Here is a 26,115-nt window from a genome sequence, read left to right on the forward strand (position 1 = left end):
GCGTGGTTTTATAAACTCCCAAAATCCGGCAGATTCTTCAGCTTACCGCCTTCCATCGCCGAGTCGTGCGCCAGAATGCCGACGCTTGTCCAGTTGGCCGATTGCACGGCATTGGGGAACGGGTCGCGGTCTTCGACAATAGCCGACACAAATTCGTGCACCATGTGCGGGTGTGAACCGCCGTGACCACTCCCCTGAATGAAGGATAAGTGGGCGTTATCTTCCTCATTGTAAACCCCCTGCGTCGTGAATGACTGAATTTCAGCGGGCAGATAGTGCGCAAAATCCGGCACTTTCACCCGTTCCGGAATCTCAGGCTCGGGCTTTTTGGCGGTATGAATAACCGGGTCTTCGCCTTCGATCAGCGGCCATTCAAACGATTTCAGCGAGCCGTAGACTTCAAAACTTTCGCGGTATTGGCGGGCGGTATCGAACAGCGACCGGTAGACATAGGCCGATAAGTCGCTGTCTTTGAACTTGATGTGGGCCGATTCAACCGCAAATGGAGAATTGTAATGCGGAATCAACTCTTCCCGAATCGTTCCTGAACCGAAGCACGACACGTATTCGGCTTCCAGTTGCAGCAAACCGGCCACCGGGCCAACGCAGTGGGTAGCGTAGTGCATGGGTGGCAAACCGGGCCAGTAGCCGGGCCAGCCGTCCATGTCCTGCTGGTGGCTGGCTTTCAGAAACTGAATTTTCCCTAATTCCCCTTTTTCATATAACTCCTTGACAAACAGAAACTCGCGGCTGTATACCACGGTTTCCATCATCATGTATTTCTTGCCGGTTTCGTTGCAGGTTTTCACAATTTCCATACACTCTTCCACCGAAGTTGCCATCGGAACCGTGCAGGCCACGTGTTTTCCGGCACGCAGGGCTTTCAGGGTCTGTTCGGCGTGGTTGTGAATCGGCGAATTGATGTGAACGGCGTCCACGTTGGGATCAGCCAGCAGGTCGTCGATGTTACTGTAGCGTTTTTCGATGCCGAACGCATCACCGATTTCATTGAGTTTTTCCGTATTGCGCTGGCAAATGGCATACATATTCGTATGCGGGTGACGCTGATAAATGGGGATGAACTCGGCTCCGAAGCCCAGTCCGACGATGGCAATATTGATTTTCATACTGGTAGAACGGATTTTCCGACCCGTCTCTCTTTTGGATTTAGAACCGGTCTGCAACCAACTTTAACGAGTGGCAGCCGTGGAGTGATGAAATTAATTAATAATTTGGGTTGTTTGTTGCAAAATTTTTGGGGTGAATAAGCCCATTGATTCCGGCTTATTCCTATTTATTCTCAATCAATTACTACAAAAGTAAGCAACAATTTACGATTCTTCTCGGCTTTTCTTGCCAAATACCGATTGTATTTTAACTAAAAAAGTTTGATAAATTTGTGAAAGACAGCAAAAGAGAGCAAACTTATGCGAATTGCCCTGCGAAAAGACCTGGAACCCGTTGCTTCTTCCTTCATTGTGAAGGAGCTTGTTGAACCACACTTCGATCCCAACTGGCATTTTCACCCCCACTACCAGTTGTTTCTGGTGGTGGAAGGAACCGGAACCCGGTTTATTGGCGACTCGATCAAGCCCTTTTCGGAGGGTGATCTGGTTTTTCTGGGGCCAAATTTGCCGCATCTCTGGCGCAGCGATCACGCGTTTTTTCAGCGCGATTCCGGTCTGGTAACCCGGGGCATTGTCGTTTATTTTCCAGAGGATTTTCTGGGTGATCACTTTTTTGACAAACCGGAAATGAACCTGATCCAACAGTTGCTCGAACACGCCCGCCGGGGCCTGGAATGGACCGGTCCGACCCTGAAACGGGTGCAGGAGGCCCTGCAGATTCTAGCCAGCCAACCGGTCAATTTCAATCGTGTGATGACTTTGCTCAGCCTGCTAGACGAACTCTCCCACGCCGTCGACTACCGGTATATTACCAGCCTTGGGTATACCAACACGGTGAAACCGTCGGAGACCGACCGGATGCAACAGGTGCATAATTACGTGCTGGGTCATTTTCACGACGACATCAGTCTGGATTCCGTGGCCGATCTGGCGGGGATGACCCCTCCGGCTTTCTGTCGCTACTTTAAAGCGCGGGCCAACAAAACGTTTTCGGAATTTGTATCGGAAATCCGCATTGGCCATTCCTGCAAATTGCTGATGGAAGGCAAATTGACGGTCACACAAGTTAGTTACGAAAGTGGCTACCGCACCCTTTCCAACTTCAACCGCCAGTTCAAAGGCATTACCGGGCAGACACCGTCGGAATATGTCCGCACCGTTCGGGCGGTCTAACAACGTCCAACAGCCTTGTTTTGCTATCTTTGCCCCATGCAAGGCACTATTCTCATTATCGACGACGAAGACCGTCTCCGCCAACTCCTGGCCCGACTCCTCAGCCTTGAAGGGTATCACGTTCTGGAAGCCAACAACGCCCGCAACGGCCTTCGGGTGCTGGAACAGGAAGATATTCATCTGGTGATCAGCGATGTCAAATTGCCGGACAAAAACGGCATCGACCTCACCGCCCAGATCAGGCAACAGTATCCCGCCACCGAAATCATTGTTCTGACCGCATTCGGCACCATTGCCGATGGCGTTACCGCTATTAAAAACGGCGCTTTCGATTACATCACGAAAGGCGATGACAACGATCGCATCATTCCGCTCGTCAGCCGGGCCATTGAAAAGGCGCAGTTGCAGTTCCGGATTCGGCAACTGGAAGAAAAAGTCAGCAAACGCTATGGTTTTGAGAGCATTATCGGCGAATCGAAACCCATCAAGCAAGCCGTTGACCTGGCCCGAAAAGTGGCGGTGACCGACACAACCGTGTTGCTGACCGGCGAAACCGGAACGGGAAAAGAAGTGTTTGCACAGGCGATCCATCAGGCCAGCCCCAGGCGGTCGGGCGGGTTCGTAGCAGTCAATTGCAGTGCGCTGGGAAAAGAAATTCTGGAAAGTGAACTCTTTGGCCACCGCGCCGGGTCTTTCACCGGAGCGTCCCGTGACAAAAAAGGACTGTTCGAAGAGGCCAGCAAAGGCACTATTTTTCTGGATGAAATCGGCGAAATGGCGCTTGATCTACAGGCCAAATTGCTTCGCGTGCTGGAAATGCACGAGTTTATCCGGGTTGGCGATACCAAACCGACAAAAGTGGATGTGCGCGTTGTGGCCGCCACCAACCGCGATTTGGAACGGGAAGCCACTGCCGGACAATTTCGACTCGATCTGTATTACCGGCTGTCGGTATTCCGGATCGAGTTGCCTTCGCTGCGTGACCGGCGCGACGACATTCCGGCTTTGGCGGAGCAATTCGCCCGGCAGAGTGCGCTAAAAATTGGAAAACGTGACGTATTACTCCGTCCGGATTTTCAGCAAAAGTTGCAGCAACACGATTGGAAGGGAAATATTCGGGAGCTAAAAAATGTGATTGAGCGGGCGGTTATTCTCGCCGATGGAACGGAATTAACCCCGGAACTGCTGCCCTACGATCTACTTTATGCCGGGAAATTTACGCCTACCGGACCGGTTTTTGATCTGGCTCAGGTCGAAGAAAACCACATCCGGCATGTTCTCCACCATACCAATGGCAACAAAACCGAAGCCGCCCGGCTTCTCAACATCGGCCTGACCACGTTGTACCGAAAAATAGCCGAATACCAGATTAGTTAAGAGTTAAGAGTGAAGAGTTAAACGCGGTAGCCAACTCTTCACTCTTAACTCTTAACTCTTAACTCTTAACTAATAAGTCGTTTCCGTCACTGCGGTGTTCGACGTAATGAACGAAAGGAGGTCTTCATTCAATTCGTCTTTTTGCGTAAAATACAAACCGTGCGGTTCGCCTTCATACACCAACAATTGCGATTGTGGAATCAGTTCGTGCGTTTTCTGACCGGAAGATTCGAAGGGTACAGTCTGATCGGCATCACCGTGAATGATGAGCGTTGGGACCGTAACGGCTGCCAGGTCTGAGCGGAAATCTGTACTCGAAAAGGCCTTCGCGCATTCAATTGTCGCCTGGGGTGAACCCAGCAACGCCAGCGTTTGGTCCCACTTGAGATGCGAATCACTTACCGGATGATTCAGCATGCTGACCCCATAGAACTGTTTGCCAAACGAGGCTAAAAAGTCCGCCCGGTCGGCTTGCATTTTCTCCAGCATTTCGTCAAACACCGATTGATCGACGCCGTCCGGATTGTCTTCCGTTTTCAGCATGTAAGGCGTTACGGCACTCACCAGCACAATTTTTGAAACCCGATCCGAGCCATACCGGCTCAGATACCGGACAATTTCGCCCCCGCCCATCGAAAAACCAACCAGGGTCACGTTCTGCAAATCCAGTTCGTCCAGAACCGCCTTTAAATCGGCGGCTAACGTATCGTAATCATATCCATCCCAGGGTTTCGACGACTTTCCAAATCCCCGGCGGTCATAAGCAATGCAGCGCAGCCCGTGTTTGGGCAATTCAGTCAATTGATACTCCCACATCTCGTGGCTCAACGGCCAGCCGTGAATCAACACGACGGGATTTCCCGTACCCCAGTCCTGATAGAACAGATTGACCGGCTCGCCATTGCGACCGGTTCCAGCTTGAATGTAACTCATAACGTTGATTGATTAAAAAGTTATGCCATACTTACGTAAGCTTTCGGCAGACGGTTTTTTATTTTGCAAAAACTGACGGAAAGTCGGCGCACAGGGGCTTTAACCAAACAAATTCAGTTGTCTTTTTCGAAGGAAACGGGTCGTGTCCAGTTTCGGGAAAGCATGGTTGGGCATGTATTTCTGGATGGCAATCTCGTGAAACTGCCGGATCTGTTCGGCATACTTGCCCTCGCCCGACATCCGGGTTCCAAACCGCGAATCGTTCAACTGTCCGCCGTGGCACTCGCGAATCTGATTCAGCACTTTGTCGGCCCGATCCGGGTAATTTTTGCGAATCCAGTCTTCAAACAAAGGCCCAATGGCGCCATTCAGGCGTACAATGGTGTATCCCGCACACGATGCCCCGTGTCGGGCAGCCGCTTCGATCAGCTTTGGAATCTCCTGATCGGTCAGTCCGGGAATAATCGGCGCCGTCATCACGCCCACCGGAATGCCGGCTTTCGTAAGTTCAGCCACGACCTGCAACCGCCGTTTGGCCGTCACCGTCCGGGGTTCCATCAACATCCGAAGCTTATCGTCCAGGGTTGTAATGGTGATCAAAACCATCACGAGATTCTGAGCAGCCAACTGCTGCAACAGGTCTTTATCCCGCAAGATGAGCGCATTTTTCGTAATGATGCTGACCGGATTTCGGTACATCAGGCACTGTTCCAGAATTCGGCGGGTCAATTGAAACCGACGCTCGGCAGGCTGGTAGCAATCCGTATTGCCAGACAAATGAATGACTTCCGGCTCGTAATTTTTGGAGAGAAACTCCTTTTCCAGCAAGACCGGTGCATTTTTTTTAACCATGATCTTGCTCTCGAAATCAAGCCCCGCCGAAAAACCCCAAAACTCGTGCGAGTTCCGGGCATAGCAGTAAATACAGCCGTGTTCGCAACCCATATACGGGTTTACCGAAGCAATAAAACCGATGTCCGGGCTATTGGGTCGGCTGACAATCTGTTTGGGGTTTTCTTCAAAAAATTGCGTTCGAACGGTTGGCTCCGGAAAATCGTCGTCGGGAACATTCTGTTCCTCGTCGGGTTCTATCCGCAAGGCCTGAAAGCGATTAGGGGCATTAAACTGGGCTCCACGCCCTTTTAAATAGTCGTTTTTCATATCCTTGAGTCTCCAGCAGTTCTGCCCGTAATAATATAAGTAAAATATATACCATACAACTAAAATATATTTTATTTTCCTGGCGGAGAATTTGTACGCCTTCGCCTGTTAATTTTTCTTAAATAACCCTCTTACTTTGTCTACCTTTTTGTTTATATCGAACTTGCGGTCGATTATGAAACTTTTATTATTCTTCTTCCTTTTTATCTCCATTGCGTCGCTGGCCCAAACGCCGAAGTACATTATCGGCAAAGTACTGGATCAGGAAACGGGCCGGGGTGTAACCAACGCCAGCGTCATCAACAAACGTTCACTGGCCGTTGGACGCACCAATCAGATTGGTAATTATTACCTCCAGGTGAAACCGGGAGATTCGGTGGTTATCACCAGCCCCACCCACGGACGGATGGCTTTTCTGTGGGACGGAACCACGCAACAGCCCATCATGCGAATCAAGCGGCAACTGGCTGATAACGTCATCGAACTGGCGGAAGTAACCGTGCGGGGCAAGCAGGAGGCCGAACTCAAGCGGGAACTCGAAATCCTGCTTGCGGAGCCGGAAGCGAAGCGCGGGGTGTCGGGCGAACAGGTGCTCGACCGGGTGGCTTCCGGTTCGGTGATTACGCTGCTCTATGAAGCTTTCAGCAAGCGGGCCAAGTCGGATCGCAAAGCGCTGGTGTTGATGCAGGAAGACCGCCGGCACAAACTGGCGTCGTACCGCTTCGATCTGGTGGCTGGCCGGGCAACCGATCTGTCGGGGGATGAACTCACAAAATTTAAGGATTTCTGCCGCTTCGACGATATGTTCGTCCTGCAATCCAGCGAGTACGAATTGACCTTCGCCATTTTACAGCGATTAAAAGAATTCAAGCGGTAACTTCTGCGGGTGGGTCTTGAGATTACTAGAAATTTAAAGCCATTGGCCGGTAAGTAAAATCACTTACCGGAAACAAAAAAGCCATGCGGGATTTCCCTCATGGCTTTCTGATTTACTCAACGTTATGAAAAACTTTTCTTTTCGATGCAAATATATACTATTAGTTATAATATAAAATCCAAAAAGGTTAAAAAAATTTTACATGATCAATTTACCTCTCATTACGCCCTCACAATCAACTTATTAAACCATTCACAAAAACCGACAAAGCACTATAAAAATAAGTACTAATACTCATTATTATTCAGCCAATATGGACCCGTCGCGAATTGTTAGCTTCCGGTCGGCCATGTTGGCCAACAAATCGTTATGCGTTACAATCACGAATGTCTGTCCCAACTCATCCCGCAGCCGAAAAAAGAGCTTGTGCAGTTCCTCGGCATTGTGCGAATCGAGGTTGCCACTGGGTTCGTCGGCAAAAATAATGGCGGGGGTATTGATTAGCGCCCGGGCTACAGCCGTCCGTTGTTGTTCCCCTCCTGATAATTGAGACGGTAAATGGTGCTTCCGGTCACTCACTCCCAGAATATTTAATAATTCTTCGGCTCGCTCCCGCACCTTTTTGTCCTCATGACCAGCAATATAGCCGGGCAAACAAACATTTTCCAGGGCCGAAAATTCGGCCAGCAGGTTGTGAAACTGAAACACAAAACCGATCCGTTCGTTCCGAAACCGGGCCATTTCTTTTTCATTCAGGCTAAAAACATTTTTTTCAGCCAGCGTTACCTGGCCGGAATCGGGCCGGTCGAGCGTACCCAGAATGTGGAGAAGCGTACTTTTGCCTGCTCCGGAAGCGCCGACAATCGAGACAATCTCGCCGGCTTGAATACTTAAATTAATTCCTTTCAAAACGGGCAAATCGCCGTGGGAACGAGTCAGGTCAACAGCTTTCAGAAGCGGTTCCATAAGAGAATGATTGATGTCAGATTTACCGTTTCTGGTGTAGCGCAACGAAGTTCATATCACATGTAAATTGAAACTCACGACCCGAAACTCAGAACTATAACAGATTAATTTGTTAAGTTTACCGCGAAAATAGCTTTTTTTTCACCATTCCTTGTTTCGCTCAATATGAACATTCACGAGTACCAGGGTAAAGAGATATTAAAAAACTACGGTGTCCGTGTTCAGGAAGGGATCGTAGCCGAATCACCCGAAAAAGCCGTTGAAGCCGCCAAGCTGATCATGGCGCAAACCGGTTCCAAGTTTGTTGTAATCAAATCTCAGATTCATGCCGGCGGTCGCGGGAAAGGCAAAATCCGGGGTTCGGAACAACGCGGAGTTCAGTTGGCCAAATCCGTTGACGATGTTCGGGATATTTCGAAAAATCTGATCGGTAACGTCCTGATTACGCACCAAACCGGCCCTGAAGGCAAAAAAGTAAACAAAGTGCTGGTTGCACAGGACGTTTACTACCCGGGCGCTTCTGAGCCGAAAGAATATTACATCGGTATTCTGCTGGACCGGGCAAAGGCCTGCAACGTCATCATGGCCAGCACCGAAGGCGGGATGGACATTGAGGAAGTTGCGGAACATACACCCGAAAAAATCTTCAAGGAATGGGTCGATCCGGCCATCGGTTTGCAACCTTTCCAGATCCGGAACATCGCTTTCGCGCTGGGGTTGCAGGGTGAAGCCTTTAAGGAAATGGTGAAATTCATCGGGTCGCTCTACAAAGCGTACACGGAAACGGATTCTTCCATGTTCGAAATCAACCCGGTTTTGAAAACGTCGGACAACAAAATTCTGGCCGTCGATGCGAAAGTCAATCTGGATGACAATGCACTGTATCGTCACCCCGATCTGATTCACCTCCGCGACATTACGGAAGAAGATCCGCTGGAAGTCGAGGCAACCGCCAATGACCTGAACTATGTCAAACTGGATGGAAACGTAGGCTGCATGGTCAACGGAGCCGGTCTGGCAATGGCCACAATGGACATCATCAAACTGTCGGGTGGCGAACCCGCCAACTTCCTGGACGTGGGGGGTGGAGCCAATGCCAAGACGGTAGAAGCCGGTTTCCGGATCATCCTGAAAGACCCGAACGTCAAAGCAATTCTGATCAACATCTTCGGCGGTATCGTTCGTTGCGACCGCGTTGCGACGGGGGTTGTGGAAGCCTACAAAGCCATCGGCGACATTAAAGTGCCGATCATCGTTCGTCTGCAAGGTACGAATGCGGAAGAAGGCGCGCGGATCATCGACGAATCCGGCCTGAAAGTATTCTCAGCCGTTCAGTTGAAAGATGCAGCGGCACGGGTGAAACAGGTGCTGGAAGATATGGGTGAGTAAAAAGTTTATTGAGTTTTTTCGCGGAGTTAAATGGAGAAGGCAGAGTTAAGCAGAGAGTTTTAATTAACTCCGCTCAACTCTGCCTTCTCCGCTTAACTCCGCGAAAGAACTCTTTATCTTTTATAATACTTCATCGCGTCAGGCATTTGTTTTTCCAGATCGCGAATCCGGCGCTCGTCCGATGGGTGGGTAGACAGAAATTCAGGCGGTTTTTGACCCGACCCGGCTTTCGCCATCCGGCCCCAGAAATTGACTGCTTCCTGCGGGTTGTAGCCCGCCATCGCCATAAAAATCAGTCCCAGTTTATCGGCTTCAGATTCCTGCGCACGGCTGTGTGGCAGCGCACGGCCTACCTGATACGCAATCGGTAAGCCCGCTCCAACGGCCTGCAGCAACAGCGCATTGGTTTGGCTGCGCTGGTTCTGTGATAGCGAGCCCAGCACCAACTGTCCACCCTGCATCAGACCATTCGCCAGCAAGCCTTCACTCATGCGTTCGTTCCCGTGTTCGGCAATGGCATGTGATACTTCATGGCCCATAACGGCGGCAACACCGGCTTCATTCTGGGTATATTTCAGAATACCGGTGTAGAAGGCCACCTTCCCGCCCGGCATACACCAGGCATTCACCTGCGGACTTTCAATCAGGTTGAATTCCCACTGGAAACCCTGAAGGCGGTCGCTGAGGTTGTTTGCGGCCATATACGACTCGACGGATTTTTGAATCCGGCTGCCCACCCGTTTGATCATATCTTCCTGCCCGCCGGAACGAACCACTTTACTCGTGTCCAATACTTCTTTATAGTTCGTAAAACTCAGCGGCAACATCTGCGCATTCGGAATTAATACCAGTTGATTCCGGCCCGTAAGCGGAACTTTCTGACAGGCAATGACGAGGCCAAGCAGTAACATGGCCATTATCGCTCTTTTCATGGTTGAAATATGATAGTGTTTATATTAAGACGTCAAAACTACCTATTAGAGACTGTTGAGGGTCTCACTTTGTTCATTTTTTTTGATAAGCTTGTGGTTGAGCCGTCTTTCCTGTTTAGATTTGTGCCAGCAGAAAAAGTTTAAAGCGCATGAAAATCATTGCCGTCGGGCGGAATTACGCCGAACACATTAAGGAGCTTAACAACGAACAACCCGAAGATCCGGTTATTTTTACCAAACCCGAGACGGCTATTCTGCGACCCGGCGACCCATTTTTCTATCCCGATTTTTCCACCGACGTTCATTATGAAGTGGAGATTCTGGTTCGGATCAGCCGGACGGGAAAAAACATCGAGCAGAAGTTTGCGCACCGGTATTACGATGAAATCGGAATTGGGGTTGATTTCACGGCGCGCGATCTGCAATCGAAATTGAAGGCCAAAGGTTTACCCTGGGATTTGGCCAAAGGCTTCAACGGTTCGGCGCCCATGTCGACGTTTATTCCCAAAACGGATTTCCCGGATTTGCACAACCTGAATTTTCGGCTCGACGTCAACGGCGAAACCCGGCAGGCGGGCAATACGTCGATGATGTTGTTTCAGATCGATTACCTGATTTCCTTCGTTTCCACCTATTTCATGTTACTCCAGGGCGACATTCTTTTCACCGGAACCCCGAAAGGCGTTGGCCCCGTCCACATCGGCGACAAACTGACGGCTTATATCGAAGACCGGAAAATGCTAGAATTTGATGTCAAATAGTGAATCGCCAAGGCCGAGGGATTATGGTAGAAATAGTGAGAAGTAAGCTGGTGCAATGGTTCCTTTCCGTCATTTTTCTGTTTGTTTACGCAGCGGGTTGGGGTCAAATTCGCGATAAACACATTCTAAAGGCCGTTCAACCCGGTTATTTTCTGTTTCCCATCATGCCCGGTGAAGCCAATTCGCTTTCGGGCGGTTTAGGCGATCTTCGTCCCAATCACTTTCACGCCGGCATCGACATCCGAACGGCCCAGCGCGAAGGACTGGAGGTGTATGCAGCCGCCGACGGTTACATTTCACGGATTGCGGTTTTTACCGGCGGGTACGGCCACGTCATCTTCATCAAACACCCCAATGGGCTGACCACGGTTTATGGGCATTTGAAAACCTTAAACGATACGCTCGCTCAGTTTCTACGGGCCGGGCAATACAAAAAGCAGTCGTTTGAGATCGATCTGCGCCCGGAGCCGAACCAGTTTCCGGTCAAAAAAGGCGAAATCATTGCCTTGTCGGGCAATACCGGCGGATCAGGCGGGCCACACCTGCACTTCGAAATCCGTGACGACAAAAACAACCTGCTCAACCCGTTATTATTTGGTTTTCAGGAAATTGAAGACGAACTCCCGCCTTTTTTTGAACGGATTGCGCTCCAGCCTTTAACCCCGTCGTCCCGCGTGAACGGGCAAGCGGGTCGGCTGTCCCTCACTCCCATCCGCCGACCCAACGGCGATTGGGTACTGACCCAACCGATTTCGGCGTCCGGTTTGCTGGGACTGGAAGTGCTGGCACACGACCGCACCTCGGGATCGCCCTTCAAAAACGGATTGACCTGCATTGAAATTCAGTTAGACAACCGGGAAGTATTCGCCTACAACATGAATAACTTTCCGAACGAGGAGACCCGGCTGATCAACCTGCATATGAACTATGGTATCGAGCAGTTGACGGGCCAGCGTTTTCACCGCTGTTACATCGCGGATGGCAATACGCTGGATTTGTACCGGTTTGATCAGACACGCGGCAAATTACCGCTATTTGACGGTCAACCTCATGAAGTGACCATAACGTTATACGACTGCTCCCAGCATACAACCACGCTACGGTTTACGGTCAATCCCGAGGTCGAGAATCCGGCCATTGGCAAACTGACCCCGAACAAATTACCCACCGCGCTGTTCAGTTCGGTGGAAGAAAATACCCTGATCATTCGGGCGCGGAATTTTCCAACGGCGACGGCCCCGACGGCTCAAGTGTACCTGAGCGGTGCTACGCTGGAACTCCCCTCGCAGTATGTCCGGGCCAATGAAGCATACTACGTCATTGATTTACAGAAACATCTGCCGGATTCCGTTCAGATTGGTAAAACCGTGCTGCCCCTGAATTTTAAAAAACGGATTATTCCGGGACAAGCCAGTACTTACACGGATTCAGCAATTACCGTTGCTTTTCCGGCCGAAAGTGTATACGATACCCTTCATCTGGCCGTTTCGCATGGCGGGAATCGGGTGTCGATCAACCAGGGAACGATCCCGTTGAAGGATTTTTTCGAGGTCAGTTTTCTGCCGACCGAACCGCTGGAAAATTCCGGAAAAACCCATATGTATCTCGTAAACGGGAACCGCAAGTCGTACGTCGGCGGTTTCTGGAAAGACAACCGATTCATTTTTAAGGCCCGCCAGTTTGGTACTTTTCAATTGTTGACGGATCTGAAACCGCCGGTCGTAAAGATTTTACGCAAAGATTATAACGCGATTGTTGCCACGGTCAAGGACGATTTATCGGGACTGGACACCATCCGGGCGTTGGTCAACGGCGAATGGATTCTGATGCAATACGACTATAAACGGGCGTTGATCTGGTCCGACAAATTCGACCCAACCAAGCCGTTTGAAGGCACACTGGTGCTGGAAGTGACAGACCGGGCGGGCAACCTGACGACTGTAACGGCCCAGCTTCCACCGGCCCCACGCCCTATGGTGGTGGATTCTGCGGATGTGTCGGAGAAGGAAAATTAAGCTTTGGCAGACAATGTGCATTTTTTGCCGTTACTTGCCAATCCGAAGACTGTAAACCCAAAAACTATGGCTCTCCAAATCGGCGACGCGGCTCCCGACTTCGAAACCCGCGATCAGAATGGCAATCCGGTCCGTCTGTCGGATTTCCGGGGTAAAAAAGTCGTTCTGTATTTTTATCCCAAAGACGACACGCCCGGCTGTACGGCTGAAGCCTGCAACCTCCGCGACAATTATAATTACCTGTTGAAAGCCGGGTATGAAGTGCTTGGTGTGAGTGTCGATGATGAAAAATCGCACCAGAAGTTTATTAAAAAACACAACCTGCCGTTTGCACTGCTGGCCGATACCGATCAAAAACTGGTGACGGCTTATGACGTCTGGCACGAAAAATCGATGTATGGCCGCAAATTCATGGGCATCGTCCGGACTACTTTCGTGATCGACGAAAACGGGATGATTTCGGACATCATTACCAAAGTCGATAACGAGAATCACACCGAGCAGATTTTAAAATAGAAGTGAGATTAATAGACAAGAGAGTGGAGACTTTCACTGTCTTTATTCTCTTGTCTCAACTCTTTTAGCTGAACATGGAAATCCAACAACTACAACACATTGCCACGCAAGTCCGGCGCGATATTGTCCGGATGGTACACGCCGTCAATTCCGGTCACCCGGGTGGTTCACTGGGCTGTACCGATCTTTTGGTCGCCCTGTATTTCGATGTCATGCGCCTGAAACGCGACGAGCAGGGAGCGGCAATTTTTGACATGAATGCCACCGACGAAGACGTTTTCTTCCTGTCGAACGGTCACATCTCCCCGGTTTTTTACAGTGTCCTGGCGCGTTCGGGCTACTTTCCGGTTTCGGAACTGGCTACGTTTCGAAAGCTGGACAGCCGTTTGCAGGGACACCCGGCCACGGCGGAGCACCTGCCTGGCATTCGGATCGCGTCCGGTTCACTGGGTCAGGGTTTGTCGGTGGCCTGCGGGGCGGCTTTTGCCAAACGCCTGAACGGCGATGACAAACATGTCTATGTGCTGATGGGCGACGGCGAACAGCAGGAAGGACAGGTCTGGGAAGCCGCTACGTTTGCGCCCCACCACAAACTCGGCAACCTGACGGCCATCATCGACTTCAACGGTCAGCAAATCGACGGGCCGACCAAGCTGGTGATGGATAATCGGGATCTGGGTGCCAAATACCGGGCTTTTGGCTGGAACGTCACCGAGATGCAGGGCAATGATATGAATGACATCATCAAAACCCTGAAAGAGTCGAAGAGAGATGCCGAGGTTCCCACATTGATCCTGATGAAAACCGAAATGGGCTACGGGGTCGATTTCATGATGGGAAGTCACAAATGGCACGGTGTTGCGCCCAACGACGAGCAACTGGCCACCGCCCTGAACCAACTCGTCATCACGGCAGGATCAGCCGATTATTGAGTATGAAGATCAAACGCCTGGTCATCGAAAATTTTAAATCCATCGAACGGATTGAGCTCATCGAGCCCAATCCGTTCACGGTATTCGTCGGGCCTAACGGGTCGGGGAAGTCGAATATTTTCGAGGCTTTGGAGTTTGTGAATATTAAAAGAAAGACTTCCGAAGTTAGGAGCTTATTTGGTGGCCCAGAAAATTTTCTACGAAAGCAGGGCTTAGATCGAAGATTAGCTATACAATTAAGTTTTCCAGAATTTGACGTAATAGACGAATATTCAGAATCAATAGTTCATAAAATATCCAATACTTCAGCTGGGTTGACGACCTTTGAAATGAATCAAAATGAACTTAGTTCAAAAGAATATGAATCCGATTCCTATCAACAGTTTTTTAATAATTTCTGCCGGATATTCGTAAACAATGAAAAACTAGTAAAGCTTCCACTAAATGATGAAAGACGTCTTTCTCTTTCGGCAATGAACCTCGAAAAGGTTTTAAAAAGGATACTACTGGATGATATTCTTAGAAATGAAATTTTTGAGTGGTTGGAATTATTTATACCAGAATTTAAAAGTGTTAATATAGTAACTAATCAATTTGATGGAAAAGACACCTTACTATGGTATGAAAAATATTCAGAAAAGCCTTTTACTAAAGGGTTAATCTCAGACGGTTCGTTTAACATTTTAGCAATACTTACTGCTGTATATCAAAGCGATGACGAACCACAGTTTCTATGTATCGAAGAGCCAGAAAATGGTCTGCACCCACAGGTTGCAGGTGAATTAGTCGATTTCTTCCGCATTATGTGCGAAGAGCGCGGGCATTACATCTGGCTGAATACACATTCCGCGTCAATGGCGGCCCGGGTCAAGCCGGAAGAATTTGTGATCGTCGAAAAAAAACAGGGTGCTACAACAACCCGCCAGTTTAAAAAAGAAGATTTTTACGGAATGCGCGTGGATGAAGCCTGGCTTTCCAATGCATTAAATGGAGGACGGGCATGGTAAACGTTGGATTTATATGTGAAGGTGATACCGAAGTAAAAATCGTAAAGTCAGAAGCCTTTCAAAATATGCTCAACGATTCGGGCTTGCAGTGTGTCATGCCTATTGAAGATGCTGATGGAAACGGCAATCTACTTCCACACAACATTCAGGGCAAACGGGACACACTGAAGTATGCAGGAGCCGATTATATATTCATTCTAACGGATCTTGATCGAGATAAATCGGTAAAAGACACGCGTCAACGGATTGGCGAGTATCCTTCGCAACACATCATAGTTGCAGTGAAAGAAGCAGAGGCTTGGTTTTTAGCTGACTCATCAACACTTAGCAATCTGCTTAACGAACCGTTCTATAGTGAATATCCTGAACAGGAAGCAGAACCGTTTGAAGCTATCCGTCGTTTATTTCTCGAAAAAACCGGACGCGGTGTTGGCACCAAACCCATGCTCGCCCGACGGATGATCAAATACGGCTTCTCCATCGAAAAGGCCGCATCCCACCCCCATTGCCCCAGTGCGAATTACTTTTTAACTAAATTGCAATCGCTTAGACCATGAAGAAATACACCTATACCGAAAAAAAAGACACCCGCTCCGGTTTTGGCGCGGGCATTCTCGAACTGGGCCGCACCAATCCCAACGTCGTCGCCCTGACCGCCGATCTGGCGGGTTCGCTCAAACTGGAAGGTTTTATCAAGGAATTTCCGGAACGTTACGTACAGTGCGGAATTTCGGAAGCCAACATGATCGGCGTTTCGGCGGGGTTGACCATCGGTGGAAAAATTCCGTTTGCTACGACTTTCGCCAACTTTGCCACCGGTCGGGTTTACGACCAGATTCGGCAGTCGGTTTGTTATTCGAACAAAAACGTGAAGATCTGTGCCTCCCACGCCGGTTTGACGCTGGGGGAAGACGGCGCGACGCACCAGATACTGGAAGATATCGGCATGATGAAAATGCTGCCGAACATGACCGTTATCAATCCCTGCGATTTTAACCAGACCAAAGCCGCCACCATCGCCATCGCCGATCACGAAGGACCGGTTTATCTGCGGTTTGGCCGCCCGGTGGTGCCGATTTTCACCCCCGCCGATCAGAAATTCGAAATCGGAAAGGCCATTGTGCTGAACGAGGGGCCGGATGTTTCCATTTTTGCGACGGGCCACCTCGTTTGGGAAGCCATCAAAGCCGGTGAAATGCTGGCCGAAGAAGGAATTGAAGCCGATATTATCAATATTCACACCATAAAACCGTTTGATGAAGAGGCCGTTCTGGCTTCCGTCCGCAAAACCCGGTGTGCGGTTTCGGCCGAAGAACACCAGTTGAACGGCGGTTTGGGCGACAGCGTAGCCCAGTCACTATCTCGTCACTATCCCGTCCCGCTCGAAATGATTGGCGTACACGACAGTTTCGGAGAGAGTGGAACACCCGATCAACTGATGCAGAAATACGGCTTGACTGCCGAGAAAATTGTTGAAGCCGCCAAACGGGCCATGGATAGAAGAGTCGTTTAAAGTTTGAAGATGAAGGTTAAAGATGAACCGGAACGCGATTCCGATATACACTTTAAACCTTAAACCTTTGAACCTTGAACTTTTAACCAGCGTATGACTGACGAGGAACTCCTGCAAAAATACCGCGATCCGCAAAGCCGGAATTATGCCTTTAATCTGATGGTGCGCCAGTATCAGCAGAAAATTTACTGGCATATCCGGAAGATGGTGATCGACCATGATGATGCGGATGATCTGGTGCAGGAGACGTTTATCAAAGTCTGGAATTCGCTGGAGAACTTCCGGGGTGATTCGCAGTTATATACCTGGATTTACCGGATTGCGACGAACGAATGTTTGAATTTTCTGAATAAAAAACGCCGTCGGTTTTTCCTGCCTATTGGCGATGTGGAAGGTGAATTGATGGAAAAGCTGGAAAGTAATTCCGACTACGTGACCTCGGGCAATGACCCGTCGGGCGAAGAAATTCAGATGAAACTGCAAAAAGCGTTGCTAAAATTACCTGATAAACAACGCCTTGTCTTCAATATGAAGTATTTCGATGATATGAAATATGAAGAAATTTCCGAAATTACGGGAACGTCAGTGGGTGCGCTGAAAGCATCGTATCACCTGGCGGTTAAAAAAATCGAAGATTATCTGAATACGAATTAAACCCGATACAGGCTTGCTTGTCAAACCGTTGTGCCTTTAAGACAATGGAACCGAAAAAACCAATACGACTTGACGAATTAGACCGGCAGAATCCGCTGCGGCAACTGCCGTTTACAACACCGGACGGCTACTTCGATACGCTCCCGACCCGGATACAGGCCGAAACCGCCCGCCGGTCACACCGTTTCACGATCAGTTGGTCGTGGCAACGCTCCCTGTCTACGCTGGCCGGAGCCGGTTTTGTGGCGGCTTTGGTATGGTTTACGTACCCGGAAAAGCAGGATTCGCTGGAGCCCGAACTGTTGAGCAAAGTAAGCACCGAATCAGTGGTAGATTATTTGCAAGATCAGGATATCTATCTGGAAGATTATTCAGACCTGATCAAAACCCATGACATGCCCAATGATTCGACGCTGATTCATGAATTGCACGTTTCGCCGGAATCCATCCAACAACTGATTGAAGAAGACGGAACCGCAGCCATTTGATTATGATCGATCGTTTATTTTTAACCATTCCTATGAAATCGTTCACCCGCTTACTGATTTTGTTCTTTGGCTTGCTGCTGACTTTACCGGCTGCGGCACAGAATCAGGATCGTCAGAAAATAGAAAGTGCTAAAATCGGGCTGATTACCAACCGCCTGAATTTAACCACGGAGCAGGCTCCGCAGTTCTGGCCCATCTACAACGAATACAGCGACCGGCGGAGGGATATTTCCCGGCAACTGCGCAAATCGAGCAAACCCGGTGGTAACGAAGCAATCAGCGAGTTGAACGAATCCGTCGAACTCAAACAGAAGCTGGTTGATCTGGAAAAAGAATACAACGCCAAATTTTTGCGCGTGATTACGGCTCAACAGCTTCAGGAGCTTCACAACACCGAGCGGATGTTTAATAAAATGCTGATCGACCGGGTCAACAACCCCAATTAACATTAGTTGTGCCTTGCACGACTCACTCTTTGCTATACTACAACTACGACAAGCCCGACCACATTGGCCGGGCGTTGTGTTTTCTAGTCGACGAAATACATGTCGATCTTTCCCTTGTTTTTCGCATCGATTTTGCCCCGGTGCTGGCACTGAAAATGGTCCTTGATGTGTTCGTAGGTCGTGCCCGACACATTTACTTTCCCCACTTCCCCGTGCTGCTCCATGCGGGCGGCCGTGTTGACAGTATCCCCCCATATGTCATAGGCGAATTTTTTAAGCCCGACAATCCCGGCCACGACGGATCCGGAATGAATCCCGATCCGAAAATCGAAAAAAGGCAGATTGGTTGCCTCCCGTTCGGTTCGCGTCTGTTCCATAAAGGCGCGAATTTCCAGAGCGGCTTTTACCACTTCCCGCGCATTGTCGGCGTAAGGCACCGGTAAGCCGCCCGCGCACAGGTACGCATCGCCAATGGTTTTGATTTTCTCGATGCGGTATTTGCTGATGATGTTGTCGAAAGACCGAAAGTAAAAGTCGATCTGATTCACCAGCGCTTCGGGCGTCATGTCTTCACCATGCGCCGTAAAATTCTGAATATCAATAAACAACACCGTTACCAAATCGAAAAAGTGCGGAGTCGATTTGCCATTTTGCATAATTTCCTCGGCAATTTCGGACGGGAGAATGTTTAGCAATAACTCGTCGGATCGCTTTTTTTCCGCTTCAATCTGCTGGTTTTTCGCCTGAAGCTGGTTCAATGCGGTGTTCTTTCCATTCTCGAAAACCAGCACGATAATGAAGCAAATGATGATCAATCCGATCAGACTGCTGGCATTAAAACTCAACTCCCAGGACGTATCGTAGTACATCTTCATTACGGTCCCATTGGCGGCCAGTAACCACAAAGTGAGTGAAAACAGACAGTTATAAATCAGGCAAATAACCGCATTTCGTTGCCCGGCCACCAGTAAAATCACCATCGGGGAAGAAATGAGCCACGGATGCGCTGGTGAGTACGCTCCTCCGCTGAAGAGAATGATGCTGTGGACCGTGATGGCCCCCACGATGCTATAGCCATTGGCCACCCACTGAAAAGGCCGGGTGCGCAGTTGATACAGCAAAACAAAATACAAAATACCAAACACAAACATGCCGAACACCCCCGGTATAAATGAAAACCGGATGGAATCCAGGGAGTAATAAAAGGCAAAAACGCCGGTAATGAAACAGGTGTAAGCCAGCAGTTTATACCGGCGTAAGGTAATTTCGTCGGAAAAAGCCTCGGGAGGAATAAACCCGTAGATGTAGTCCTGGAGTCGCTTCATCATGGCCTACCGAAATAAGTAGTAACAAACCACGTAGGCCAGCCAGATCCAGACACCCTGAGCAAGCCCCAGGCCGACGGCATCAGACCAACCCAACCGGTTGTTGATTCGACGGAAAAAAATCGGCAACAACGTACAGATAACCCCCTCTCCCACGATGATGTATAACGGAGCACTTCCGATCATCTGACAATGAATATAATACCACCAGCCTGCATCTTTTGCCCAGTGTTCCATCAGTGGAATAATCGACAAACCCAGCAAGGCTGCGGCCGAAACCGCCAGCCACATGGGCTTCCAGGTGCTGACGAGCCAGCCCAGATAACCGATCTGAACCAAAATAACGGCCCAGGCAAACGGCATGTACAGCGGTGATCGGATGAGCATGGGTTCGTCATTCGGATAAATCAACGTCCCCGTTGCATCAACCAGCCACCAGTCTGCCAGCAGTTCGCCAATGCCAGCAATCAGGCCGAAAAGCAGCAGTCTGCGCAGAAACAGATCGTGATAGAACCAGGCAAACAAAACCAGAACCGCATAGGTGCCGTAGGCCAGCCAGGCTGCCGACTGCCAGCCTAGCCGGTAGCGGTCGCTGACAATGCCGATGCCCAGCACCAGGCCCAGTGTCAGCAGAATAAAATAGGTTCGGATGCGTTGGTGATGTCGGGTAACCGGTAGCGAAATCATAGAAAAGGTCGTTTGACGACGACTTTCATTTTTTGAAAAATAGCGTTTGCGGTGGCCACCGTCTGCACGGTTTTGGGCACGTCGGAATGCCATTTCAATCCTTTCCGGTACCGGATTTTGTCGAACCACCGAAATGGTAACAACAGGAACGGTTCGTGCAAATCCCAGAGTGTACACAACGGGGCGTTTGAACCGGAACGTTTGATGATGTTGTTGACGGCCCGGCGGGCGGCTTCGTTGGCCCCCTCCATCGAAGCCAGATCGGTGAAAGTTTTAACGTAGTCGGAAGCCAGAAACAGATTGGGAATTTCTGTATAGGAATTGGGGCGCAGGTCCCAGGTATTCGTTAAGTTCACCAATAGTTTTTCGGTATTCTGCACCGCTACGCCATTTTTTTCGACAATATCCGAATCGATGTAATATGTCACTAAACTTTCATCGTGCAGGAGAACCTTTCCCTCGACGTTGAAACTTCGCTTCAATTGGGCCCAGACTTCGTCTTTAATTTCGGCGAACGTACATTGCTGCGCTGTTTTGCCATACAAAATACCGGGCGTTTCCCAGTCCGAGACATCAACCGACAAAACAGTTTTCACCGTGCCGTCGCCGTAACCGCTGACCTCGAAATCGCCCCAGAACTGGAGCTGGGAAATTGCCGTCAACGCCCAGGGCGTATCGACGCAGATGATATGACCGTCGATGATGTCTACCTGATCGGATAAATAAAACTGAATCCCGTTCATCCAGTCGACGTTGTTGGCCAGCGTACGGATATTATCCAGACAGGCGTCCTTGTACAGCATGTTCTCATTCACGAGCGGAGCCATTGCTTCGACTGGCATGGCCGAAATGTAGTAATCGCCCTGAACGGTTTTTCGATTGCCATCTGCATCCTCGACAACGACGCCCGTGATGCTCTTTTTGTCGCAGAGAAATTCAACGGTTTCCTGCCCTTTTTCGTAGTATACCCCTCTTTGTACGAGGTAATCATACCACGGATTGAGCCAGACGTCGTTGGTCGGGCCGTTGAGAACGCGGTCAACCTGAATTTCCGGATTCAGCAAATCGAACACGAGTTGAATGAGAATATCACCCCCGGTTTTCGTACTGGCTTTGCGGGCTTTCGCAGCCACCAGCGTCCGGGTCAAGCCATTCACAAACAGGGCTTTGTAGGCATCGCTATGCTCATCGGCTTCCGTAAACTCCCACCAGCCAATGCTCTCGTAATCGTCCAGCCGACGGGTTTTACAACTCGTCATGAGTTGCCAGAGCTTGTGCGCCATCAACTTCGACTCGCCCGGTTTTAGCCCCGTATGGGTCTTGAAGATGTCATCGTAGATCACTTCCAGATCAGCGAGCGAGGTTGGAAATTTGCTCAGGGCGATGATGGGCGCCTGATCGAACCGGGCCATCATCATTTTGTTGCTCTGCACCAGGTTATCAAACACCCCCCGCTTGTTAGCTTTCCCGGTTTTCGGGTTTTTGAAGGGAATCCGCTTCATGGTGTCGGTAATGTGCCGGTAGAATCCGGGGAAAAACCGGAAACCGTGTTCGCCTGGGAGCGGCAGACGCCCCCCGCTGGCACTGCCGGGCACATTTACGCTACGGGCTTTTCCGCCCACATAATCGGGTTTCTTTTCATATACTTCAACGGCAAATCCCCGTTCGATCAATTCATGGGCCGCACTCATACCGGCTACTCCTCCGCCGAGAATAACTACCTTTGGACTCATAGCTTTGCAATAATTTGGGTTTAGGAGAACTGCGTAGTAGATAAATTGGAAAAAAACCAATTTATACTTAAAATAGCTCCTCCGCAATAAGATAATTAAAATATTACCGTTTGCCTACTAATAGTCACTCGGAATGAATATTCAGACAGATGTTGACATCCGTAACTATTTGTAGTACGTTTGACTAATCACCCGTTATTAGCCTGTATTCGATGAATCTGCGGAAAGCTGAGGAGTTTATCCTTGCTAAATTGAAGCGCGATCTTTCGCCCACCCTCTATTACCACGGTCTTCATCATACCCTGGATGTGGTTGATGCGGTTTCTAAACTGGCACAGGCAGAGGATGTTACCGATAAGGAGTCGCTGACGTTGTTGCGAACAGCCGCGCTTTACCATGACTGCGGTTTTATCACCACCTACCAGGGCCACGAGGCTGAGGGGTGCCGCTATGCGCGCGAAACACTCCCGCAGTTTGGCTACCTTTCCGAGCAAATTGAGCAGATTTGCGGCATGATTATGGCAACCAAAATACCGCAGAATCCTCAAAACCTATTCGAGGAAATCCTGTGTGATGCGGATCTGGATTACCTGGGCCGTGCAGACTTCGACCCGATTGCCAGCTCGCTTTTTGAAGAATTGAAAGAGCGAAATTTTATTCGCGACGAAGCCGCCTGGAACCGGATTCAGGTCAGTTTTCTGGAAAGCCACCACTATTGGACCAAAACCGCTACAGCTTTACGGCAGGTCAACAAGCAGGAACGATTGAACAACTTGAAAGAAATTGTCAGCCATTATTCGGTATGACCGACATGGTTTGGATTTTCTCGTTTTGCAACCGGATGCGTTGACACAGAATTCGCATCATGTTCCGCAACACTTCTTCGCGTTCTTCCATCAGGTCGTAAAAATCTTCGTGGTCGATCCGGAACAGCAGCACATCGGAAGCTACAACCGCTGAAGCCGATCGCGGTTCGGTGTCGAGCAAGGCCAGTTCACCAAACACATCGCCCCTCCCAAATTGTGCCAACCGCTGCTGGCGGTCGAAAATATCGACTGTTCCCGAATAAATTACAAACATACAGTTTCCAATATCACCTTTCTGAAAAATGGTCTGACCATCCTGGTACGTAACTTCTTTCATGATCGGCGCAATCGTACTCAGAATATTTTCGGGCGTATCGGCAAAGAGCCGGGTATTTTTCAAAACAATAACCCGCTCAAAATCAGAAATGTGGGCTTCTGTTGATTTCATGTGTTGACTAGCTATTGTAGGATGATCGGCCAGCAATCGCTGGTACCATTCGGGGTGATGTTCCTTCACTACCTGCAAAACGCCATCGGCGCTTTCCCTCAGTAACTGAATCGGATGGTTGATATACAAACCTAATAAACGGGTGTTTGCCAGCGAGCGTGAGGTCCACCGTCGCAGGGCTACACTGATCGTCCAGGCCGAAAACATGGTTTCTCCCTGATGCAAAATGTACGTTAACAAGGGCTCCTGCGAATGAAAAGGTTCCAGTTGCGCATCGACCAGACGGACTTTTTCGGCCACCGGCACATCGTCGAGCAGGGCCTGTAGGCACTGGTATACCACCCGGGGAATCAGGTTGTCAAGCATCTCCAGTGCATTCGCCCGCCGTTCCCGCGAGGCATGATCGATTCCCGTCCGAACGCTGGCAATCACGTCGCGATCATACAGTTGCATGAGCAGAAAGAAAATCCGCTGCAAGAGCAGACCGATTTCATAATCAAGACAAGCCAGCAGCTCTTTGTCATTTTTGTGGAGACTTCCGTGGAGCAACCGTTGCGCCAGTTTCAGTTCTTCCTGCAAAACCGGGTAGTATATTTCCGATTTGGTAGCGACGCTTTCCAGATGGCTCAACGCCCGCAAAGCGGCCATCCGAACCGTCAAGTCGGGTTTGCCAACGAGGGTGGTCAATACGTGATGGCTTTCAGGAACTTTGATTTTTGCACAAACCGACGCAATCCGGCGAATCAGCAGCGTATCGGATGACGCCAGAACAGCTTCTTCCAGAAACGGAACAGCCGCTGTTTGCATGTCGCTCAGGCTCCGGGCCGCGGTTCGCCAGTAGAGTTTGTCGGACAACAGGCTGACAAGCTGACGGGTCAAAGCGGCATTTTGCATGACCCCGGCCGTTCGAATGGCGGCATTCACGACGGCAGGATCGCTACTTTTTAGGGAGGCCGTAACCAAGTCGCTTCGCTGTTGCAGTTGAAGCCCGCGGATGACCTCCAAAACCGCCATTCGGTCGGATGGATCGTTCGATGTACTCAACTGATCCAAACTTTCGGTAGCTGATTTTGTATACGGGCGGTTTTTCCAACTCCCCAGAATGGCGCCTTTGCGGGTCGTCAATTCCGGGTGGTGCAGTAGATCCGCTACGCCTTTCGCATCGGCTTTGGGCAATCCTGCGTACAACCGGCTGGCCAGCGCCCGGATCGCCGGTTCGGAATCCTGAAGAGCCAGACGGTAAACAAGCGGGGCATCAACGGGAAATTTCAAGTCTATAAATGATTCCAGCGCAAACCGGCGAACCGGCAACTCGGCATGATTGAGGAGCATTACCGATGCGTCCGACAGCTTTTCCGGATGATGCGTTTTCAGCCAGTTCATGGCGTTGATAACCTCCTCGACCCGCGCGCTTTCCAGGTTCGTCAATACCAGATTCAACACCTCTTCGGGTGCGGCCAGCTCGTTCGTTTCCAGAAACCGCCGGCTCAAAGCCGACTTCAGTTCGTTCAGGTAATTTTGATACGTTCGCCGGAGCAGCAGGAAAGCGACCAGCGTACCGATGCCCATCCAGACAAACAGCACCCATTCGTTCAATTCCGGATACGCATGAAACGCGTAGATCATCACCCCGGCCAGGGCCATCCCGAGCGGTTCGTAATACCCCTTGACGAGGGTATGGCCGTGCAAGCGTTGCTGGGTCGTCAGAGGCTGGAAAAGCACCAGAAAAACCGGATCGAAGAGCGAACGGCGCATGACCTCGAACGTCAGATAGAGCGCACAGTAGTACAACAGCCAGGTCGGTTCGCTGACATCCAGCACCCAGACAATCCAGAAAACGATCACGCCTACCAAAGCGGTTATGGGCAGTAGTTGCAGGGAACGCCGGATGCCGAGTCGGTCGAGCGCCTGTCCCGAGATGATCACCTTGACGACCATAGCAATCAAATACGTCAACGCCAGGACTTTACTCAGGTATTGCAGCAGCGAGGTGGTTGAGTGAATTTTGTATTTGACGTTGATAAAAAAAGCGTATTCCACGCTGGCGGCCACCGTCGCCACCGCCACCAGACTCAGACACATGGAGGTGATCAGGCGGCTGTTGCCAAATAAATGCTCGACAATGAGCGATTGGTTGGGCTGGCGAACCCGCGAAGAACCGTGTGTGGCGTGAACATCGTGGGAATGATAAGTGAGCCGCAGGATGTAGATGGCCGCCAGAAAGGAGCCGAAAGCCACAATCAGCAGGAAGAACATATCGGTATGGGCATGAACCAGAGCAGCCAGAATGGCCCCCATTGCCTTGGCGGGCATATCACCCGAACTGATGACGCTGAACAACCGTTTGCTTTGCCGGACATCGAACACCACCGCCGAAACACCCCAGAACTCCAGATTCGTGAGCAGATAGATCATCCGGAAACCAACCATGATGGCAATGGACGACCACACGGAATGCCCCGCCAGAACGAGCACATCAATGATGAATGTCAGGATAATAACTGCCCACAAAACCCGGACAGCCAACGTTCGAAGGGCCAGAAGATGCTCGTAATGTGCGTACAATTTCCCGACGATCATCATCGCAATCGCGGAACCGATGTAGGCGATGGGCAGACTGGTTTCGGGGTGATTTTCAAGCAAAATGACGTTCGCCGAAACATAGACCAGGATCGTCCCAATGCCGAGAAAAAAGTTGTGTAAGAAAAATAACCAGACTGTTCGAACTTCATGATGGCGTACACCAATCGAACGGTAGAACTTTTGAGCTGGCGACATGCCGGTTTTAAAACTTGCTAATGATAATCAATAATACTGCTTTTCCGCCATTCTGCCTACTTTTACACGAC

At 50.0% G+C, this 26,115-nt stretch carries 24 protein-coding genes; 15 read left to right on the forward strand and 9 right to left on the reverse strand.

Annotation, left to right across the window (positions count from 1 at the left end):
* Positions 1 to 8: 8 nt before the first annotated feature.
* Positions 9 to 1,127: a Gfo/Idh/MocA family protein gene (locus tag FH871_RS07815; protein ID WP_138990867.1), complete on the reverse strand. Its 1,119-nt coding sequence runs from the start codon at positions 1,125 to 1,127 to the stop codon at positions 9 to 11.
* A 300-nt stretch (positions 1,128 to 1,427) separates the two neighbouring features.
* Here FH871_RS07815 and FH871_RS07820 point away from each other — a divergent pair, with 300 nt between their 5' ends.
* Positions 1,428 to 2,300 (forward strand): AraC family transcriptional regulator, encoded by an 873-nt coding sequence (locus tag FH871_RS07820; RefSeq protein ID WP_138990868.1) that lies wholly within the window; start codon positions 1,428 to 1,430, stop codon positions 2,298 to 2,300.
* Positions 2,301 to 2,336: 36 nt separating this feature from the next.
* Entirely contained in the window at positions 2,337 to 3,677 is a 1,341-nt protein-coding gene (locus FH871_RS07825; RefSeq protein WP_138990869.1) for a sigma-54 dependent transcriptional regulator, read from the forward strand.
* A gap of 69 nt (positions 3,678 to 3,746) precedes the next feature.
* Here FH871_RS07825 and FH871_RS07830 read toward each other — a convergent pair whose 3' ends face one another.
* Positions 3,747 to 4,610 carry an alpha/beta fold hydrolase gene (locus FH871_RS07830; protein ID WP_138990870.1) on the reverse strand — a complete coding sequence of 288 codons (864 nt, stop codon included), beginning with the start codon at positions 4,608 to 4,610 and terminating at the stop codon, positions 3,747 to 3,749.
* A 99-nt stretch (positions 4,611 to 4,709) separates the two neighbouring features.
* Positions 4,710 to 5,771: a PA0069 family radical SAM protein gene (locus FH871_RS07835; RefSeq protein WP_138990871.1), complete on the reverse strand. Its 1,062-nt coding sequence runs from the start codon at positions 5,769 to 5,771 to the stop codon at positions 4,710 to 4,712.
* A gap of 175 nt (positions 5,772 to 5,946) precedes the next feature.
* Here FH871_RS07835 and FH871_RS07840 point away from each other — a divergent pair, with 175 nt between their 5' ends.
* Positions 5,947 to 6,648, forward strand: a complete 702-nt coding sequence (locus FH871_RS07840) for a hypothetical protein (protein ID WP_138990872.1) — start codon at positions 5,947 to 5,949, stop codon at positions 6,646 to 6,648.
* A gap of 300 nt (positions 6,649 to 6,948) precedes the next feature.
* On the opposite strand, the gene FH871_RS07845 is transcribed toward FH871_RS07840, so the two are convergent.
* On the reverse strand, positions 6,949 to 7,614 hold the full coding sequence (locus FH871_RS07845; RefSeq protein WP_138990873.1) for an ABC transporter ATP-binding protein: 666 nt from the start codon (positions 7,612 to 7,614) through the stop codon (positions 6,949 to 6,951).
* A gap of 165 nt (positions 7,615 to 7,779) precedes the next feature.
* Here FH871_RS07845 and sucC point away from each other — a divergent pair, with 165 nt between their 5' ends.
* Positions 7,780 to 9,003 carry an ADP-forming succinate--CoA ligase subunit beta gene (gene sucC, locus FH871_RS07850; RefSeq protein WP_138990874.1) on the forward strand — a complete coding sequence of 408 codons (1,224 nt, stop codon included), beginning with the start codon at positions 7,780 to 7,782 and terminating at the stop codon, positions 9,001 to 9,003.
* Positions 9,004 to 9,116: 113 nt separating this feature from the next.
* Here the strand turns inward: sucC and FH871_RS07855 are convergent, their stop codons facing one another.
* The gene (locus FH871_RS07855) at positions 9,117 to 9,935 is read right to left on the reverse strand and encodes a M48 family metallopeptidase (RefSeq protein ID WP_138990875.1); all 819 of its coding nucleotides are present in this window, start codon (positions 9,933 to 9,935) and stop codon (positions 9,117 to 9,119) included.
* 149 nt (positions 9,936 to 10,084) lie between these two features.
* On the opposite strand from FH871_RS07855, the gene FH871_RS07860 reads away from it, so the two are divergent.
* The 10 genes from FH871_RS07860 to FH871_RS07905 all read left to right on the forward strand — a co-directional run bounded on the left by FH871_RS07860 (position 10,085) and on the right by FH871_RS07905 (position 18,267).
* Positions 10,085 to 10,696, forward strand: coding sequence for a fumarylacetoacetate hydrolase family protein (locus tag FH871_RS07860; RefSeq protein ID WP_138990876.1), 612 nt, complete (start codon positions 10,085 to 10,087; stop codon positions 10,694 to 10,696).
* A gap of 50 nt (positions 10,697 to 10,746) precedes the next feature.
* Positions 10,747 to 12,711: a M23 family metallopeptidase gene (locus tag FH871_RS07865; protein ID WP_229317119.1), complete on the forward strand. Its 1,965-nt coding sequence runs from the start codon at positions 10,747 to 10,749 to the stop codon at positions 12,709 to 12,711.
* A 66-nt stretch (positions 12,712 to 12,777) separates the two neighbouring features.
* Positions 12,778 to 13,227 carry a thioredoxin-dependent thiol peroxidase gene (gene bcp / locus FH871_RS07870; protein WP_138990878.1) on the forward strand — a complete coding sequence of 150 codons (450 nt, stop codon included), beginning with the start codon at positions 12,778 to 12,780 and terminating at the stop codon, positions 13,225 to 13,227.
* 74 nt (positions 13,228 to 13,301) lie between these two features.
* Positions 13,302 to 14,159, forward strand: coding sequence for a transketolase (locus FH871_RS07875; protein ID WP_138990879.1), 858 nt, complete (start codon positions 13,302 to 13,304; stop codon positions 14,157 to 14,159).
* A 2-nt stretch (positions 14,160 to 14,161) separates the two neighbouring features.
* Positions 14,162 to 15,166: an AAA family ATPase gene (locus FH871_RS07880; protein ID WP_138990880.1), complete on the forward strand. Its 1,005-nt coding sequence runs from the start codon at positions 14,162 to 14,164 to the stop codon at positions 15,164 to 15,166.
* Complete coding sequence (locus tag FH871_RS07885; protein WP_138990881.1) at positions 15,160 to 15,723, forward strand: hypothetical protein; 564 nt, start codon at positions 15,160 to 15,162, stop codon at positions 15,721 to 15,723. The genes FH871_RS07880 and FH871_RS07885 overlap by 7 nt, the downstream gene beginning before the upstream one ends.
* Entirely contained in the window at positions 15,720 to 16,679 is a 960-nt protein-coding gene (locus FH871_RS07890; protein ID WP_138990882.1) for a transketolase family protein, read from the forward strand. The genes FH871_RS07885 and FH871_RS07890 overlap by 4 nt, the downstream gene beginning before the upstream one ends.
* A 93-nt stretch (positions 16,680 to 16,772) precedes the next feature.
* The gene (locus tag FH871_RS07895; protein WP_114405802.1) at positions 16,773 to 17,333 is read left to right on the forward strand and encodes an RNA polymerase sigma factor; all 561 of its coding nucleotides are present in this window, start codon (positions 16,773 to 16,775) and stop codon (positions 17,331 to 17,333) included.
* Between the two features lie 44 nt (positions 17,334 to 17,377).
* Positions 17,378 to 17,821: a hypothetical protein gene (locus FH871_RS07900; protein ID WP_114405803.1), complete on the forward strand. Its 444-nt coding sequence runs from the start codon at positions 17,378 to 17,380 to the stop codon at positions 17,819 to 17,821.
* Between the two features lie 32 nt (positions 17,822 to 17,853).
* Complete coding sequence (locus tag FH871_RS07905) at positions 17,854 to 18,267, forward strand: hypothetical protein (RefSeq protein ID WP_138990883.1); 414 nt, start codon at positions 17,854 to 17,856, stop codon at positions 18,265 to 18,267.
* Positions 18,268 to 18,350: 83 nt separating this feature from the next.
* On the opposite strand, the gene FH871_RS07910 is transcribed toward FH871_RS07905, so the two are convergent.
* Genes FH871_RS07910 through FH871_RS07920 form a run of 3 tightly spaced genes read right to left on the reverse strand, consistent with a single transcriptional unit; the run spans position 18,351 to position 22,012 of the window.
* Positions 18,351 to 19,595, reverse strand: a complete 1,245-nt coding sequence (locus FH871_RS07910) for an adenylate/guanylate cyclase domain-containing protein (RefSeq protein ID WP_138990884.1) — start codon at positions 19,593 to 19,595, stop codon at positions 18,351 to 18,353.
* A gap of 3 nt (positions 19,596 to 19,598) precedes the next feature.
* Positions 19,599 to 20,279, reverse strand: a complete 681-nt coding sequence (locus tag FH871_RS07915) for a hypothetical protein (RefSeq protein ID WP_138990885.1) — start codon at positions 20,277 to 20,279, stop codon at positions 19,599 to 19,601.
* Positions 20,276 to 22,012 (reverse strand): FAD-dependent oxidoreductase, encoded by a 1,737-nt coding sequence (locus tag FH871_RS07920; protein WP_138990886.1) that lies wholly within the window; start codon positions 22,010 to 22,012, stop codon positions 20,276 to 20,278. The genes FH871_RS07915 and FH871_RS07920 overlap by 4 nt, the downstream gene beginning before the upstream one ends.
* 212 nt (positions 22,013 to 22,224) lie before the next feature.
* Between FH871_RS07920 and FH871_RS07925 the strand changes: the two genes are divergently transcribed.
* The gene (locus tag FH871_RS07925; protein ID WP_138990887.1) at positions 22,225 to 22,818 is read left to right on the forward strand and encodes an HD domain-containing protein; all 594 of its coding nucleotides are present in this window, start codon (positions 22,225 to 22,227) and stop codon (positions 22,816 to 22,818) included.
* Here FH871_RS07925 and FH871_RS07930 read toward each other — a convergent pair.
* Complete coding sequence (locus FH871_RS07930) at positions 22,799 to 26,044, reverse strand: cyclic nucleotide-binding domain-containing protein (protein WP_138990888.1); 3,246 nt, start codon at positions 26,042 to 26,044, stop codon at positions 22,799 to 22,801. The genes FH871_RS07925 and FH871_RS07930 overlap by 20 nt on opposite strands.
* Positions 26,045 to 26,115 lie beyond the last annotated feature (71 nt).

Origin of the sequence: Larkinella sp. C7 (genome assembly GCF_006149005.1) — a bacterium.
Lineage (GTDB): Bacteria > Bacteroidota > Bacteroidia > Cytophagales > Spirosomataceae > Larkinella.

Bases quoted from the DNA above. Each gene is read 5' to 3' on its own strand.
- FH871_RS07930 (WP_138990888.1), bottom strand. From the start codon at position 26,044: ATGTCGCCAGCTCAAAAGTTCTACCGTTCGATTGGTGTACGCCATCAT.
- FH871_RS07890 (WP_138990882.1), top strand. From the start codon at position 15,720: ATGAAGAAATACACCTATACCGAAAAAAAAGACACCCGCTCCGGTTTT.
- FH871_RS07835 (WP_138990871.1), bottom strand. From the start codon at position 5,771: ATGAAAAACGACTATTTAAAAGGGCGTGGAGCCCAGTTTAATGCCCCT.
- FH871_RS07820 (WP_138990868.1), top strand. From the start codon at position 1,428: ATGCGAATTGCCCTGCGAAAAGACCTGGAACCCGTTGCTTCTTCCTTC.
- FH871_RS07840 (WP_138990872.1), top strand. From the start codon at position 5,947: ATGAAACTTTTATTATTCTTCTTCCTTTTTATCTCCATTGCGTCGCTG.
- FH871_RS07915 (WP_138990885.1), bottom strand. From the start codon at position 20,279: ATGATTTCGCTACCGGTTACCCGACATCACCAACGCATCCGAACCTAT.
- FH871_RS07860 (WP_138990876.1), top strand. From the start codon at position 10,085: ATGAAAATCATTGCCGTCGGGCGGAATTACGCCGAACACATTAAGGAG.
- FH871_RS07920 (WP_138990886.1), bottom strand. From the start codon at position 22,012: ATGAGTCCAAAGGTAGTTATTCTCGGCGGAGGAGTAGCCGGTATGAGT.
- FH871_RS07925 (WP_138990887.1), top strand. From the start codon at position 22,225: ATGAATCTGCGGAAAGCTGAGGAGTTTATCCTTGCTAAATTGAAGCGC.
- FH871_RS07830 (WP_138990870.1), bottom strand. From the start codon at position 4,610: ATGAGTTACATTCAAGCTGGAACCGGTCGCAATGGCGAGCCGGTCAAT.
- sucC (WP_138990874.1), top strand. From the start codon at position 7,780: ATGAACATTCACGAGTACCAGGGTAAAGAGATATTAAAAAACTACGGT.
- FH871_RS07900 (WP_114405803.1), top strand. From the start codon at position 17,378: ATGGAACCGAAAAAACCAATACGACTTGACGAATTAGACCGGCAGAAT.
- FH871_RS07825 (WP_138990869.1), top strand. From the start codon at position 2,337: ATGCAAGGCACTATTCTCATTATCGACGACGAAGACCGTCTCCGCCAA.
- FH871_RS07815 (WP_138990867.1), bottom strand. From the start codon at position 1,127: ATGAAAATCAATATTGCCATCGTCGGACTGGGCTTCGGAGCCGAGTTC.
- FH871_RS07875 (WP_138990879.1), top strand. From the start codon at position 13,302: ATGGAAATCCAACAACTACAACACATTGCCACGCAAGTCCGGCGCGAT.
- FH871_RS07910 (WP_138990884.1), bottom strand. From the start codon at position 19,595: ATGATGAAGCGACTCCAGGACTACATCTACGGGTTTATTCCTCCCGAG.
- FH871_RS07880 (WP_138990880.1), top strand. From the start codon at position 14,162: ATGAAGATCAAACGCCTGGTCATCGAAAATTTTAAATCCATCGAACGG.
- FH871_RS07885 (WP_138990881.1), top strand. From the start codon at position 15,160: ATGGTAAACGTTGGATTTATATGTGAAGGTGATACCGAAGTAAAAATC.
- bcp (WP_138990878.1), top strand. From the start codon at position 12,778: ATGGCTCTCCAAATCGGCGACGCGGCTCCCGACTTCGAAACCCGCGAT.
- FH871_RS07905 (WP_138990883.1), top strand. From the start codon at position 17,854: ATGAAATCGTTCACCCGCTTACTGATTTTGTTCTTTGGCTTGCTGCTG.
- FH871_RS07855 (WP_138990875.1), bottom strand. From the start codon at position 9,935: ATGAAAAGAGCGATAATGGCCATGTTACTGCTTGGCCTCGTCATTGCC.
- FH871_RS07845 (WP_138990873.1), bottom strand. From the start codon at position 7,614: ATGGAACCGCTTCTGAAAGCTGTTGACCTGACTCGTTCCCACGGCGAT.
- FH871_RS07895 (WP_114405802.1), top strand. From the start codon at position 16,773: ATGACTGACGAGGAACTCCTGCAAAAATACCGCGATCCGCAAAGCCGG.